This window comes from Streptomyces pratensis (assembly GCF_037137275.1).
Lineage (GTDB): Bacteria > Actinomycetota > Actinomycetes > Streptomycetales > Streptomycetaceae > Streptomyces > Streptomyces pratensis_B.
In genome coordinates this window covers 13,920-27,111 of sequence record NZ_JBBBEN010000061.1, presented here as the reverse complement: position 1 = coordinate 27,111, position 13,192 = coordinate 13,920, and the positions used below count along the sequence as shown (strand labels likewise).

Here is a 13,192-nt window from a genome sequence, read left to right as displayed (position 1 = left end):
AGTGGGCGGTTCGTGGGTTGATGTCCGTTTCTGCTTGAGGGTGGAGCGAGACCGCTGGTGGGGCTCTGTCAGCTATGGCTTTCTGGCGAAACTGCCGGTGTCGGCTTCGATGAGGATCCCGAGTCTGACCAGGCGTTTCAGCTTGGCGCGGGTGCCCTCGACGTTCTTCGGCAGCAGCTCGTGGCCGAGGGCTTGGCAGACGTCCCTGGCCCGTATTGGTCCGGTCGCGTGGTTGAAGGCGGCGAGGATGCGGGGGTAGTCCGGGTGCCCGGGCAGTTCCGGTGCGGCAGCGGGAAGCCGGTCGGCGAGGCTGGTGACGGTAGTGCGGGTGATCGCGAGATGCTCCAGATGGGTCTCGGCCTCCCGCAACCGGTTCTGCAGGCCGTCGATCTGTTCACGGAGGTCGTCGGCCAGGGCCCGGGCGGCTTGCTCCTGCAGTTCCAGGGCTTCGAGCAACGGCTGGATGTTCATGCTGCGACCGCCTGTGCCTCGCGCCAGGTGGGGGTGTTCGCGCCGGTGAGCCGGCGGGTCATGACGTGGGTCATGGCCCAGTAGACGCGTGAAACGGAGGAGGAAGGGTGGTGCTCGTAGTCGCGGACCAGGCGCCGGTGCAGTATCAGGGTTCCGTAGGTCTGCTCGACCCTCCAACGCTTCGGCTGCGGCACGAATCCCTTGATCTGCGGGTCGCGGGCGACGATCTCGACGTCGATGCCCAGGCCGGCGCCGTGCGCGACGACCTGGTTCTTGAAGCCCTGGTCGACGAGAGCCTTGCGAACGGTTCCGCCGGCCTGTTCGGCGACCTGGTCCAGCAGGACGATGCCCGCGGCATTGTCATGGGTGTTCGCGGCCAGGACGACGACCGCGATGACCAGTCCAAAGACATCCACAGCCAGTCCGCGCTTGCGGCCGGGCACGCGCTTGGCCGGGTCATGGCCGCTCGTGTCGGCGGGGACCCCGGCGGCCACATGGACACTCTGCGTGTCCAGGACCACCAGGGCCGGGTCCTCTAATCGCCGGGCGCGTTCGCGGACCTGGCACCGCAGGAGTTCGTGGATGACCTGGTCGGTCCCGTCATCCCGCCAGGCGGCGAAGTAGTAATAGGTCGCGCTCTTCTGCGGCAGGTCATGCGGAAGGTAGGCCCACTGGCAGCCGGTCCGTCCCTGGTACAGGATCGCGTTCACGATCTCCCGCATGTCGTAGGCACCTTGATGGCCGCTGACCGACCGATGCCGCCCCTTCCATGCGGTGATCACCGGCTCGATCAACGACCACTGCTCGTCCGATAAGTCACTCGGATACGGCTTGCGTTCACTCACCCGGTCACATCACCACATCAACGACCGTGAACCGGCAGATTCCGCCTCGACGCCACACCATCAGGCGACAGCAGATCCGCTCAAAGACTCACGAACCGCCCACTGAGAGGGCGTTTACCCAGCCTTGTTCCGCCATGCGGCTTTCATCCCTGACCCACTTTGAGAGCTTTAGAGGCTTAGGCGGCATGTGCCTCAAGCTTCACCGGGAGGACCGACGCCCGTCTCGGCCGCTTCTACTCCCGGAAGTCCGTCTGGTTTGAAAATGACACAGACCCGCCCAGTATCCAGCGGAAGCGAGCCTTCCGGCATGCTCATGATCCATCTGGGGCGTGAGCCAGCGCAAGCCGTACCCCAGCGACCTGTCCGACGCCCGATGGGCCTTGATCGAGCCGACGTTGGCGGCCTGGCGAAAAGCCCGGCTCGATCGCAGGCCCACCGGAAAGCCTGCCAAAGTCGAACTGCGCGATGTGTTCAACGCGCTCCTCTACGTGAACCGTACGGGAATCCCCTGGAAATACCTCCCGCACGACTTCCCGAGCCACGGAACCGTCTACGCCTACTACGCCGCCTGGCGCGACGAGGGGATATTCGCACAGCTCAACTACGACCTCGTCGGCCTCGCCCGCGTCAAGGAAGGGCGCAAGCCCGAGCCCACCGGATCCGTGATCGACACCCAGAGCGTGAAGACCTCCTCCAACGTTCCCCTGACCAGCCAGGGAACCGATGCCGCGAAGAAGATCGTCGGTCGGAAACGGGGCATCCTCACCGACACGATCGGGCTCCTCCTCGCCGTGACCGTCACCGCCGCGAGCCTCTCCGAGAACGCCGTCGGAATTCGCCTCCTCGACCACGCCAAGAAGACCTACCCGACCATCTCCAAGAGCTGGGTCGACACCGGCTTCAAGAACGCCGTCGTCGAGCACGGAGCCAACCTCGGAATCGACGTCGAAGTCGTCAACAGAAACCCGGGAGTTCGCGGATTCCACGTGGTCAAAAGGCGCCGGGTCGTGGAACGCAGTATCGGTTGGATCATGACGCACCGCCGACTCGCCCGCGACTACGAGACCCTGCCCGCCAGCTCCAAAGCCATGATCCACATCGCCTCGATCGACAACCTCGCCAAGCGCATAACAGACGAGACCACCCCGACCTGGCGAGGAACCTACTAGGAGATAAAGGGCAATCCGCCTACATCAAACGCCCTCTGAGAACTACCCAGCGGCAGCCGGGTCTTGGACGAACACGACAAGATCACCATTGAGGTCGGCGGACCGCGGGCGACGGAGAAGCAAGGGGGCGGCAGTGTCATCGTGGGTGACTGAGTGGTCGGGACAGGCGGCCTGTCTTACCGCTGATCCGGACGAGTTGTTCGTGCAATCAGTGGCGCAGGACCGGTCCAAGGTGGTGTGCACCGGCTGCCCCGTGCGAACGGAGTGTCTCGCCGACGCACTCGACAATCGAGTCGAGTTCGGCGTGTGGGGCGGCATGACCGAACCGGAGCGGCGCGCTCTGCTCCGCAGGCGTCCCACCGTCAAGTCCTGGCGTGATCTTCTGCAGAGCGCACGTGCCGAGTACGAGCAGAGCGCCGGGCTGCTCGTCGCAGAACGGCCCAGGCAGCCCAAGGAGCAGCAGGGGCTGTCACCGGAACAGGAACAGCAGTACGGGGCCCTCTTCCGGCTCCGCTTCGTACCGACTGTCGGTTTCCTGATCGCCGCCGGTGCGGGCCGGCACGACGCTGAGGACGCCGTGCAGAGCGCCTTTGTGCAGTTGGCACGGGCATGGGAATCGGTGACACACCCCGAGGCCTGGCTGCGGACCACCGCCTGGCGCATGTGGCTCAAGGCCAAAGACAAGCACAAGACATGGTCCTCGGACCCCGCCGGCCTGCCCGACGCGGGTGTGCCGGATCCCTGCGGCAACATCGCCGAGCAGGTCGACCTCGTGCGACTGCTGCGGCGGCTTCCTGTTCTGCAGCGCACGGTGATGGCCTTCGAGATCGACGGGGCCACGCCGGCACAGACCGCCGAGGCCCTGGGAGTCCCCAGTGCCAACGTCCGTCAGAACCTGCGCCGGGCGCGTCGGAATCTTGAGCGCATGCTCGGGGAACAGGACCAAGGAGGCACACGGTGAGCAAATCGCCCAGGCGCAGTGCCGCCCAGCCCGTCGATGCCGTGCTGGCCTCCGCCATGCAGCGCCTGACCAACGCGTTGGACACGACCACGGATGTCGACAGCAGGCTGGCAGCCGCCCTGTACGCCGCTACTCTTCCCCCCACACCTCCCATCACCACCTCCATCGACACCTTCCTCGACCACGGCCGACAGGAACTACAGGCAACCCTCGAGGGCGCCACAGACATCGAAAGCCACCTCATCCTGGCCCTCCACGAGATCGACCTCGAACCCGAGCCCGACAGCACCAGCGACAAGTAAGCACACAAGCCCGACAGGCCCACCTCGACGACCTCACCCCGCCTGACCTGTCCCATCAAGTAGCAGCTCACTGGAACTGCACCCCGCTCGATCAACCTGCGCACACCCGCGTACACCCGGGTCAGAGCAACACCACACGTCCGACACCGGACTCCAAGCACCCTGAACATACTGCGAGTACCACCCAGAAGAACTGAGAAACCCCAGCTCACAGGCACAGCAACAACTCAGAAAAACCGAGCGACGACACCGGGACGTGCTTGCGCACCCTGCCCTGCAGGTTCCTCTTCAGAAGAAAGGGCTGGGCGACGATGTGCCGCACCTCAGGGGCGAAGTCGGCGAACAGCAGCCGTCCCAGCTCCAGCCGCGACTCATAGATCACGTGGTCACGCAGGGTCGATGACCAGTACGTACCCGAGTAGTGCTTCTGGCCCTGGTGCCACCGGAAGGTCCGCCACGGCCGGGCGGTCCGCAGCAGCCCGAGCGGGACCGACGACCACTCCAGGTCCTCGGCGACGGCCTCGTCACCGCACCGGATGCTCACCCGTACAGACGTCGCCAGCTCCGCTGTCCCCATCGGCCCCCACCCGCGTTGTGCCAGGCGGCCCGGATGGCCGTCGACCGCTGGGTCCTGCCCCGGTCCGTACCCACCGATGGCAGCCGGACGGGCCCCGTACACGAAAAGGCGAAGTACCAGCGCTGGAGGCATGGGATCCCGCAACCATCCCCAAATGGACATCAGGTGGACATCGCCACGCGGACGAGGACACGAAATTCGGGACCCCGTACCGGGCCTGTAGGTTCCGCGTCGGGCTGTCCCCTGGCATTGTCCTGAGCAGCAGGTCTCATGGTCATTCCACCCCGTGTCCGCGGCTGGTCATCCTGAGCATCTGTCCATTTTCTCTGTTGTGGGTAGCTCCCGGTTCAGGAGGCGGCACTTCACCTGCGGATTTCCAGGGGCCGCGTCGTGTTGGTCACGGTGGACACCGCCGATGGGAAAGGAATGGGCACCCGGGGTCCCACGTCGATGCCTTCGTCCCGCAAGGATTGGGTGGGGCTGCCGAAGGGTTCGACGACGGTGAGCAGCTGGCCGGGGAGGTTGATGCGCAGGCCGCGGATGATGGCCGAGCCCGTGTGGCTTACTCCGATGACGACGACGCGGGTTATTCAAGAACTTCCCGTCTCTCTTGGGCGCATGGTGCGGCGCGGGGTGCGTGCCGGTGGTGGCGTAGGGCGAGCAGGGGCAGGGTGGCGGATGTCGCGGTGGCCAGCCCTCCGGTCCGGGCGGGGCGGTCCGCCCGTCGAGCCGGAGCACCGCCGGCTGGAGGTGAGCAGCCTCGCCCGGATCGCACGTGTCCTGCCCGACTTCCCGAACTGATCAGCGGCGGACTCACTCCTTCCGGTAACGGAGACCGTCTCACCGTCACGCCTGCCCCGCGGCGCGGTTACGTAGGAGCACTCATTGAGCCAGGCCCGGGATCGACGGGCCGCAGAAGACAGGTGACACACATGCGAACCGAGGCCGCCAAGCGAGTCGAACTGGTCTTCTCCCTCTTCGATGCCAATGGCAACGGAGTCATCGACTCCAACGACTTCGACCTCATGACGGGCCGTGTTCTGGAGGCGGCGGCCGCATCGGACGACGGTGCCAAGGCCGCTATCCGGGCCGCGTTCCGCCGCTACTGGACGGTGCTGGCCACGGAACTGGATGCCAATGGCGACGGTGTGATCACCATCGAGGAGTTCCGTCCGTTCGTGCTGGATCCCAAGCGCTTCGGTCCCACGATCGCCGAGTTCGCCGAGGCGCTCGCCGCACTCGGCGACCCCGACAAGGACGGCCTGATCGAGCGCCCGCTTTTCGAATCGCTGATGACTGCGATCGGATTCGAGAAGGCGAACATCCACGCGCTCTTCGACGTCTTCGGCCCGGACGCCGAGGATTGCATCACTGTGGCTACGTGGGCCGCCGGCATCGAGGACTACTACGCTCCGGACATGGCCGGGATCCCGGGCGACGAGCTGGTGGCTGCCCGGGGCTGAGACCGTCCGTGAGTGACTGTCCGGGACGCTGTCGCTCGTGATCACGGAACGCCGCTCGGCGGCCCGGGCGTGGGCGGCGCCCGCTACGACGCGACCCGGCTCGTACCTCTCCTGGGTGCGTCCTACTGGGCGGGGCCAGCGGTAGGCCCCGCCCTCAAATCCTGTGATCGGGTGGTCGTTCCTGATCCCGGCGAGCCCTCGGCCAGGTACGGGATGCCCCGCCTTGTTCGGACGTCATCGTGAGCACTGCGGACGTCATGGCCGGGGTTTGTGCGCAAACAACCACCGGTTTCCCTCCAGCGCGTCGTTCGCCTCAGGGACGGGGCCTCGTCCGTGCCGGCGGGTGAAGTCGAAGGGCGTGTGCATCGAGGTGGACCAGCCCTTGGCCGTCAGGTCGCCCGCGGAGTCGGGTCGTGGTCCCGTGTCGAAGAGGAGGAGCAGGTCGATGCCGATCTGTTCTCGCGTCGCCGTGTAGATCGGGCTGTCGCGGTACGCCAGCAGGTCCTTCTCCAGCTTGGCCTCGAAGGCCAGAGCGCTGCCCGCGGTCGTCAGCCTGTCCACCGTGTCGATGAGGTACGTCTCGGCGGGGCCCGGCAGGTAGAAGAGCAGCCCCTCGGCCAGCCAGACGCTCGGTACGGCCGGGTCGAAGCCGGCGGTGGTCAGCACGGTGACCCAGTCCTCGCGCAGGTCGACCGGTACCGGGACACGCTTCGCCCTCGGGGCAGCCGACAGGCCGGTGAGCACCTGCTGCTTGAAGTCCAGCACGCCCGCCCTGTCGATCTCGAAGACCACCAGGTCGGCCGGCCAGTCCAGCCGGAAGGCACGCGTGTCCAGCCCCGCACCCAGCAGGACCACTTGGCGGACGGACGTACCGACCGCCTGGAGGAGGAAGTCGTCGAGGACCCTGGTCCTCAGGCCGAAGTAGCGGGCGAACCGCCCCCACAGCGGGTTGTCGTCCTTGTCCGGGACCTGCTCGATGCGTACCGGCCAGGAGGTGCACGCCGGGGCGGCGCGCACGAAGTGTTCCGCGTAGACGTCCTGGGCCAGGCTGTCGTGGCGGTGGGTCTCGATCGCCCGTGCTGCGGCGACCAGGAGGGCAGTCAGGCCCACACCTCCGTCCATGCCGTCCAGGTCTGTCTGCTGCGGGGCCGTGCCGGGCATGTTTCCTCCGATGGCGGGAGTGGGGGTGCAGGGTGTGGGGTGTCTGCTTGCCGGAGTGGGCCCGCGGATCGGCGCGCCCCGCTCATCGGCTTGTTCGCTCCGGGAGGAGGACGGGTTTGACCACGCGGCCCGCGTCGCAGTCGCGTTCGGCCTCGTTGATGTCGGCCAGCGGGTAGGTGCGGATCAGCTGGTCGAACGGGAAGCGGCCGGCCCGCCACAGTCCGGTCAGCCGGGGTATCAGCAGTCCGGGGACAGCGTCCCCTTCGCAGATGTGACGGATGCTGCGGCCTCGGTCGAGGGTGCCCGGTTCGAGCGGCAGCGCGGTGTGGAGGCGCGCCACCAGGCCGAGGCTGCCGATGGGGCGCAATGCCTGGAGCGCGTTGTTGATAAGCGGGGCCGAGGCCGTGGTGTCCAGGGCGTACTGCGCGCCGCCGTCGGTCAGCCGTCGGATCCGTTCGGGCAGCCCGGCCGTTGCGGCGGGCAGTGGGATCGCGCCGAACCGTTCGGCCAAGGCCAGCCGTTGGGGATGCCGGTCGACGGCCACGGTCAGTACTCCGGCAGCGGTGGCCGCCATCACCGCGGCCAGGCCCACGGCTCCAGCGCCGAGGACCGCCAGGGTGTCGCCAGGGCCCGCGCCGAAGGTGTTCAGCACGGCTCCAGCACCGGTGAGGAAGCCGCAGCCGAGGGGCCCGAGCAGTTCGATCGGCAGCGCCGGGTCGACCCGGACGGCGTTACGGGCCGGGACGAGCGCGTACTCGGCGAACGAGGACTGGCCGAACCAACGAGGGGCTAACGCCTTTCCGGTCGAATCGGTGAGCCGCGGCACTTCCTCCTCGCGTCCTCCGAAAAGGTTGAGGGAGGCGAAGGAGTCGCAGTAGGCGGGGGCCGCGCCGAGGCAGTTGTGACAGTGCCCGCAGGAGTCAAAGCTCAGCACGACGTGGTCACCCACGTTCATCACGGCGTCAGGGCCGCTGCCCGTCCGCACCACGACCCCGGAGCCCTCGTGGCCCAGGACGGCTGGCAGAGGGCTGCGGCCGGCGGATCGCCGGACCGCGAGATCGGTCCGGCACATTCCCGCGCCCGCGATCTCGACCAGGATTTCGCCGACGTCGGGTTCCGTCCGCAGGGTCACCTCCTCGACCGTGAACGGGTCCTCATACGAGCGCAGTACGGCCGCCTGGAACCTCATCGTCACGCCTCCTGCGGGCGGTGGACGACGAACGGCCGGAGGTTGCCGTAGAGCCCCCATGGTCCGCCCGCGACGCCGACGCCGCTGTCCTTGACGCCTGCGAAGGGCTGGGCGAGGGACAGTTCGGCATGGTGGTTGATCCAGGCCGTGCCGCATTCGAGCCGGTCGGCCACCGCCTCGGCCCGGTCGAGATCGGTGCCCCATACGGAGCCGCCCAGTCCGAAGCCGGTGCCGTTGGCCGCGTCGACGGCTTCGTCGAGGCTCCGGTAGGGCAGCACCGGCAGCACCGGTCCGAACTGTTCCTCGGCCACCACCGGACTGTCGAACGGGACGTCGGTGAGGATCGTGGGGGCGAAGAAGTATCCCGGTCCGTTCAGCCGGTGGCCGCCGGACGCCGCTCGGGCACCGTCCGCCAAGGCCCGCTTCGTGAGCTGTTCGACCCGGGCCAGCTGCGGGGCGTTGTTGACCGGTCCCAGCCGGGTTTCGGGGTTGAGGCCGGGCCCGACGGCGACGGCCTTCGCGCGCTGAGCCAAGGCTTCGACGACCTCGGCATGGAGCCGGGCGGGGACGTAGACGCGTTTGACCGCCATGCAGACCTGCCCGCAGTTGCGGAACGCCGCCCAGAACAGCCGGTCCGCGATCCGGTCCACGTCGACGTCGTCCAGCAGGACGGCGGCGTCGTTGCCGCCCAGCTCCAGTGTGACCCGGGCGAGCGAGCCCGCCGCCGCCGCGGTGACGGCCCGCCCGGTGGGCACCGAACCGGTGAAGGTGACGTGGCGGATGCCCGGGTGGGACGCGAGGCGGGCACCGAGGGGTTCGCGGCCGGTGACGACGGTCAGTACGTCCTCGGGCAGGGCGGTGGCGAGGACGGAACCGAGCATCCGGGTGGCGAGCGGAGTGAACGGCGACGGTTTGAGGACCAAGGTGTTGCCCGCCGCGAGCGCGGGTGCGAACTTCGCCGCCGCGAGCTGGAGGGGGAAGTTCCACGGCACGATCGCGGCCACGGGTCCCAGGGGACGCCAGCGGATCTCGCTGCGCACAGGCCGGCCGTCGTCGATCCGGCGGGTCCGGGGGGCCAGGTCCGCGAAGTAGCGCAGACGGGCCGCAGTACGGGCGACCTCCGCGTACGACTCGGCCAAGGGCTTGCCCTGTTCCCGGGTGAGCAACCGGGCGAGGTCGTCGCCGGCCGTCTCGACCGCGTCGGCCGCGCCCCGCAACGCCGCGGTGCGGGCCGCGGGGTCGGCGCGCCAGCCACGCCAGGCTCGCTCAGCGCGGGCGACCACGCCGTCCAACTCGCCCGGCTGCTGGTCGGGGGCCTCGTCGAAGGTCTCCCCGGTGGCCGGGTCGACGACGGAGAGACGTACGGCCCGGCCTCCGGGGAGGCTGCCGGCCTCAGGCGTCAGCATGCCAGCGGTCACTTATCGGCGGGGACACTGACGCCGTGCTCCTCGGCCTGCCGGTCCATCTCCGCCCGGAAAGCGGCCACCAGATGCGGCTGAATCCCTCCGGCGTTGCGGTCACCGCCCTCGCAGACCGCTCCCCGCACGCCCACGATGTCTGTGCCCATGCGGGTCAGCGGACCGAGGTCGGCCTGCGTGACACTGCCCGCGAGGGCCGCGAGCAGACCGGAGGCGTGGGTCCGCCGGACGAACTCGGCGCAAACGTCCGGAGGAACATGGTCGAACAGCCGGGTCCCGTCCTTGATGGCGGTGTCGAGCATGGCCGCGTCGGCACCTGAGCGGGCGGCGATGTCGGGCACGGCGAGCGGGTTGACGCAGCCGATGCGGTGCGCGTCGGCGTAGCCGGAGGCGACGACGAGCGCGTCGGAGCGATGGTCCTTCACCGCCCGGACCACCGCGCGCATGACCTCGATGCCCTGATCGGGCGTCGTGCATCCGTAGAGGCCGACCTTGATGTACGTGGCACCGGAGACGACCGCGCCGAGCGCAGCCTGCGCCACCGTGCCGGGCTTGTACGGAACGTCACCCACGGTGGCGGACACCGGCTTGCCCGCCGGTGTCGCCTCACGGATCTCTCTGATCACCCAGGGGAAGTTGGCGCCAAGCGAGCCCTCATCGGGCTTCTTCACGTCGACGATGTCGAGGTGCTCCGCCGCCTTCGCGCAATCGAGGGCTTCCTCGACACTGTCCGGGGAGATGAGAAGCAACACCACTGAGCTCCTTCCGCCGCATATCCACCTGGCCGAGGGACAGGGGGGTGCGGATCGTCCTGTTCATGTGCGGTGCGCTCATCATTTACGTCACCTGCGGGCACCGGTAGGGCGCACAGGGTTACCTAGGGTGCTCACCCTTACCTGCAGTGCGCCGTGCATACCGGGATGAACTGGGTCGCGAAACTCGACCGGCTCCAGACCGCCTGCGCGAGGGCCCGTGCTTCAACGCCGCCCGCCACTCCACGGGCGAGCGTGTCTTGCGCATCCCCGACCTCACCCTGGAGTCCTCGCGGTGGCTCCGCTTCGTGCCGCCCGCGCAGGAGCTCAGGATCGGCAGCATGATGGGCTTCCTGCTGTTCACCGAAGACGAGGGCCTCGGGGCATTCAACTTCTACTCCCGCAGTCTCGGCGCCTTCACCCACGGCAGCGAAGCCGCCGGCGTCCTGCTCGCCTCCCACGCCGCCGTCGCCCTCTCCAGCGCCCGCACGCACGCACAGATGGAGCAGGCCTTCGCCACCCGCCACCGGTGCGCCGGGAGAGGGTGGGGGCGGCCTCGACGGCCCGGACGTCGTGCGTCATGGGGGCCTGTCGGGTGTAGTCGGCGGCATGCCCGTGGACAGCCGGGCTGAGGGTTTCGGGCGCGGACTCGGTCTCGGGCTCGGCGTGTACGACCGGGAGCGCGACGGTCGGCTTCACCCTGCTGCGGAGGGGAGCGGGACATCGTCGGCTCGGACCGGACCGTGGGCGGCCGGGTGCGCGCGGGGAGGCGGCGAGCGGCCCGGCGGGGGCGGGGCGGTGATCGTCCCGCGTCGGCGGCGCCCGCGGTGACACCGCGGGCGCCGCGTGTTCAGGCGGGCTGGACGGTGATGGTGCAGAGGCGCTTGGTCGCGCGGGTCAGGGCCACGTACAGGTCCCTCTCCCCGCCGGGGCGGGCCGTGATGATCTCCTCGGGGTCCACGACGACGACCCCGTCGAATTCGAGGCCGCGTGCTTCGGACGCGGGCACGATGCGTGCGTGGTGAGCGATGCCCTGGGCCGTCAGTTCGCTCACCCTGTTGTCCGCGCAGATCACACCCAGGAGTTCGCCCGGATGCGCGGTGCTCTGGGCGCGGAGTTCCTGGACGGCAGCGGCCACCAACCCGTCCGGGGGGGGGGTGGTCACGGTGCGAGGGCTCTCACCGCTCCCCAGTGACCGTGTGGGCTTCTGGTCGGGGGCGATCCGCGTGAGCAGGTCCCGGACGCTCTCCAGGATCTCCTGCGTGGTGCGGTAGCTGACGGTCAGGTTGTGGAGCTTGAACCGAGGTCCGACGTGAGGGCTCAGCGCTTCCTTCCAGTCGCATGCGGTCGCGGCCGGGCCCGCCTGGGCGAAGTCCCCCACCAGCGTCATCGCCCTCGCCGGGCAGCGGCGGACGATCATCCGCCACTGCATGGCGGTCAGTTCCTGGGCCTCGTCGACGACGACGTGCCCGTACGTCCGCTCCGGGGGGCCGTCGACCAGGCTCGCCGCCTCGTCCAGCAAGGGCACATCCGCATCGGTCCACGGGTCGTCCGGGCCGCGCAGCAGAAGGGACCGCTCCTGCGCGGTCAGGCGGGGCAGGTACTCGGCGAGAGCGTCGGCATCCGTCAGGAGCGCCTTCACGAGGTCACCCGATACCAGCCGTGGCCACAGCGTCTCGACCGCCCGGTCGACGCCCACGTCGTCGAGGAGATCGTCCCGGATGGCGTCCAGGTCCAGTTCGTGGACCGGACCGGGGTCGGCCGCACCTTCGACGCGGCGCTGGGCGACGCCCGTGAACCGGTCGAGGTTGATGCCCGTCATCCTCTCGGCATCGGCGTCGATCTGTTCGAGGGCCTCGCTCATGTCCCGTTGCATCGCGTTGGTGACGGCGTCGACCAGGAGCTCCTTGAACGCCTGGCGCGCGGGGTTGTGCCCCGATACGGCTCGGACGGCGGCCTCACGTGCCATGGCGACCTCCTCGCCGGAGAGGTGGACCCGTTCCTGTCCGACCCGCACGGTGAAATCGCCGGCACGGGCCTGGTGGACGCGCAGCAGACCGGCCAGCGCGTCGGCGAGGTCGGAGCCGCCCTTGAGACGCGCCCTGTCGAACGGGTCCACCGCCTCCGTGGAGACCCCGGCCAGTTCCTGGCAGGTCGCCAGGACGACATCGTTCTCGCCCAGCGAGGGGAGAACCTGGGAGATGTAGTCGAGGAACCGGGCGTTCGGCCCCACCACGAGGACACCCTCCTCGGCGGCGCGCGGGAACGCGTACAGGACGTAGGCCGCCCGGTGCAGGGCGACCACCGTCTTTCCGGTGCCGGGGCCGCCCTGGACCACGGTCACCCCGCGGTGGGCGGAGCGGACGATTTCGTCCTGCTCGGCCTGGAGCGTCGCGACGGCCGCCTGCATCATGCCCGTACGCCGTGCCGACAGAGCCTCGGTCAGCGGACCGTCCCCCACGACGTCGTCGTCGGTGGGGGCGGTCCCGTCCAGGAGCTCGTCGCTCACCGAGATGACCGTGCGCTCCTCCAGACGCAGGTGCCGGCGCCGCCGCAGGTCCATCGGGTGGACCGGTGTCGCCTCGTAGAAAGGACGTGCCGCGTTCGCACGCCAGTCCACGAGCAGAGGCAGGTCGTCCTACTCCGTCTGTAGTCCGATGCGCCCGATGCGCAGGGCCGTGCCGTCCGTCCAGTCGATGCGCCCGAAGACCAGCCCCTTCTCGGCGCCCTCCAACCGGCCGATCTCCTTGGCCAGCCGCTCGGCGGCGATCTCTGTCTCGTATGCCTCACCCGCACTTTTCGCCTTGGCCTTCAGCACGCTCGCCCGGCTCTCGCGGGCCTCGGAAAGCCGCTCGGTGAGCAACGCGTACAAGGAGGAGACGTA

Annotated in this window: 11 protein-coding genes and 3 pseudogenes; 6 read left to right on the top strand and 8 right to left on the bottom strand. The window is 68.9% G+C overall.

Going from position 1 to position 13,192, the window contains the following annotated elements:
* Window positions 1–72 precede the first annotated feature (72 nt).
* Both V9U70_RS04425 and V9U70_RS04420 read right to left on the bottom strand, forming a co-directional pair.
* Window positions 73–471 (bottom strand): hypothetical protein, encoded by a 399-nt coding sequence (locus V9U70_RS04425; RefSeq protein ID WP_336673093.1) that lies wholly within the window; start codon window positions 469–471, stop codon window positions 73–75.
* Window positions 468–1,316 carry an IS5 family transposase gene (locus V9U70_RS04420; RefSeq protein WP_336673094.1) on the bottom strand — a complete coding sequence of 283 codons (849 nt, stop codon included), beginning with the start codon at window positions 1,314–1,316 and terminating at the stop codon, window positions 468–470. The genes V9U70_RS04425 and V9U70_RS04420 overlap by 4 nt, the downstream gene beginning before the upstream one ends.
* A gap of 329 nt (window positions 1,317–1,645) precedes the next feature.
* On the opposite strand from V9U70_RS04420, the gene V9U70_RS04415 reads away from it, so the two are divergent.
* The 4 genes and pseudogenes from V9U70_RS04415 (at window position 1,646) to V9U70_RS04400 (ending at window position 3,748) form a co-directional block, all read left to right on the top strand.
* Window positions 1,646–2,485: an IS5 family transposase gene (locus V9U70_RS04415; protein WP_336673111.1), complete on the top strand. Its 840-nt coding sequence runs from the start codon at window positions 1,646–1,648 to the stop codon at window positions 2,483–2,485.
* Window positions 2,486–2,618: 133 nt separating this feature from the next.
* Window positions 2,619–2,919: pseudogene (locus tag V9U70_RS04410) on the top strand (WhiB family transcriptional regulator); the annotation flags it as partial.
* Complete coding sequence (locus V9U70_RS04405) at window positions 2,907–3,446, top strand: RNA polymerase sigma factor (protein WP_336673112.1); 540 nt, start codon at window positions 2,907–2,909, stop codon at window positions 3,444–3,446. The pseudogene V9U70_RS04410 and the gene V9U70_RS04405, both read left to right, overlap by 13 nt.
* Window positions 3,443–3,748: a hypothetical protein gene (locus tag V9U70_RS04400; RefSeq protein ID WP_336673110.1), complete on the top strand. Its 306-nt coding sequence runs from the start codon at window positions 3,443–3,445 to the stop codon at window positions 3,746–3,748. The genes V9U70_RS04405 and V9U70_RS04400 overlap by 4 nt, the downstream gene beginning before the upstream one ends.
* 208 nt (window positions 3,749–3,956) lie before the next feature.
* Here V9U70_RS04400 and V9U70_RS04395 read toward each other — a convergent pair whose 3' ends face one another.
* Complete coding sequence (locus V9U70_RS04395) at window positions 3,957–4,325, bottom strand: hypothetical protein (protein WP_336673109.1); 369 nt, start codon at window positions 4,323–4,325, stop codon at window positions 3,957–3,959.
* Between the two features lie 932 nt (window positions 4,326–5,257).
* Here V9U70_RS04395 and V9U70_RS04390 point away from each other — a divergent pair.
* Window positions 5,258–5,788: an EF-hand domain-containing protein gene (locus V9U70_RS04390; protein ID WP_336673108.1), complete on the top strand. Its 531-nt coding sequence runs from the start codon at window positions 5,258–5,260 to the stop codon at window positions 5,786–5,788.
* 255 nt (window positions 5,789–6,043) lie between these two features.
* Here the strand turns inward: V9U70_RS04390 and V9U70_RS04385 are convergent, their stop codons facing one another.
* The 4 genes from V9U70_RS04385 to V9U70_RS04370 all read right to left on the bottom strand — a co-directional run bounded on the left by V9U70_RS04385 (window position 6,044) and on the right by V9U70_RS04370 (window position 10,308).
* Window positions 6,044–6,949, bottom strand: a complete 906-nt coding sequence (locus tag V9U70_RS04385) for a class I SAM-dependent methyltransferase (RefSeq protein WP_336673107.1) — start codon at window positions 6,947–6,949, stop codon at window positions 6,044–6,046.
* Between the two features lie 82 nt (window positions 6,950–7,031).
* On the bottom strand, window positions 7,032–8,138 hold the full coding sequence (locus tag V9U70_RS04380; protein ID WP_336673106.1) for an NAD(P)-dependent alcohol dehydrogenase: 1,107 nt from the start codon (window positions 8,136–8,138) through the stop codon (window positions 7,032–7,034).
* Window positions 8,139–8,140: 2 nt separating this feature from the next.
* Window positions 8,141–9,544, bottom strand: coding sequence for an aldehyde dehydrogenase family protein (locus tag V9U70_RS04375; RefSeq protein ID WP_336673105.1), 1,404 nt, complete (start codon window positions 9,542–9,544; stop codon window positions 8,141–8,143).
* Window positions 9,545–9,552: 8 nt separating this feature from the next.
* Window positions 9,553–10,308 carry a (5-formylfuran-3-yl)methyl phosphate synthase gene (locus V9U70_RS04370; protein ID WP_336673104.1) on the bottom strand — a complete coding sequence of 252 codons (756 nt, stop codon included), beginning with the start codon at window positions 10,306–10,308 and terminating at the stop codon, window positions 9,553–9,555.
* Window positions 10,309–10,457: 149 nt separating this feature from the next.
* Here V9U70_RS04370 and V9U70_RS04365 point away from each other — a divergent pair.
* Window positions 10,458–10,835 (top strand): annotated as a pseudogene (locus V9U70_RS04365) (GAF domain-containing protein); the annotation flags it as partial.
* Window positions 10,836–11,158: 323 nt separating this feature from the next.
* On the opposite strand, the pseudogene V9U70_RS04360 reads toward V9U70_RS04365, so the two are convergent.
* Window positions 11,159–13,126: pseudogene (locus V9U70_RS04360) on the bottom strand (HelD family protein).
* Between the last annotated feature and the right edge of the window lie 66 nt (window positions 13,127–13,192).

Bases quoted from the DNA above. Each gene is read 5' to 3' on its own strand.
- V9U70_RS04425 (WP_336673093.1), bottom strand. From the start codon at position 471: ATGAACATCCAGCCGTTGCTCGAAGCCCTGGAACTGCAGGAGCAAGCC.
- V9U70_RS04395 (WP_336673109.1), bottom strand. From the start codon at position 4,325: ATGGGGACAGCGGAGCTGGCGACGTCTGTACGGGTGAGCATCCGGTGC.
- V9U70_RS04390 (WP_336673108.1), top strand. From the start codon at position 5,258: ATGCGAACCGAGGCCGCCAAGCGAGTCGAACTGGTCTTCTCCCTCTTC.
- V9U70_RS04385 (WP_336673107.1), bottom strand. From the start codon at position 6,949: ATGCCCGGCACGGCCCCGCAGCAGACAGACCTGGACGGCATGGACGGA.
- V9U70_RS04380 (WP_336673106.1), bottom strand. From the start codon at position 8,138: ATGAGGTTCCAGGCGGCCGTACTGCGCTCGTATGAGGACCCGTTCACG.
- V9U70_RS04375 (WP_336673105.1), bottom strand. From the start codon at position 9,544: ATGCTGACGCCTGAGGCCGGCAGCCTCCCCGGAGGCCGGGCCGTACGT.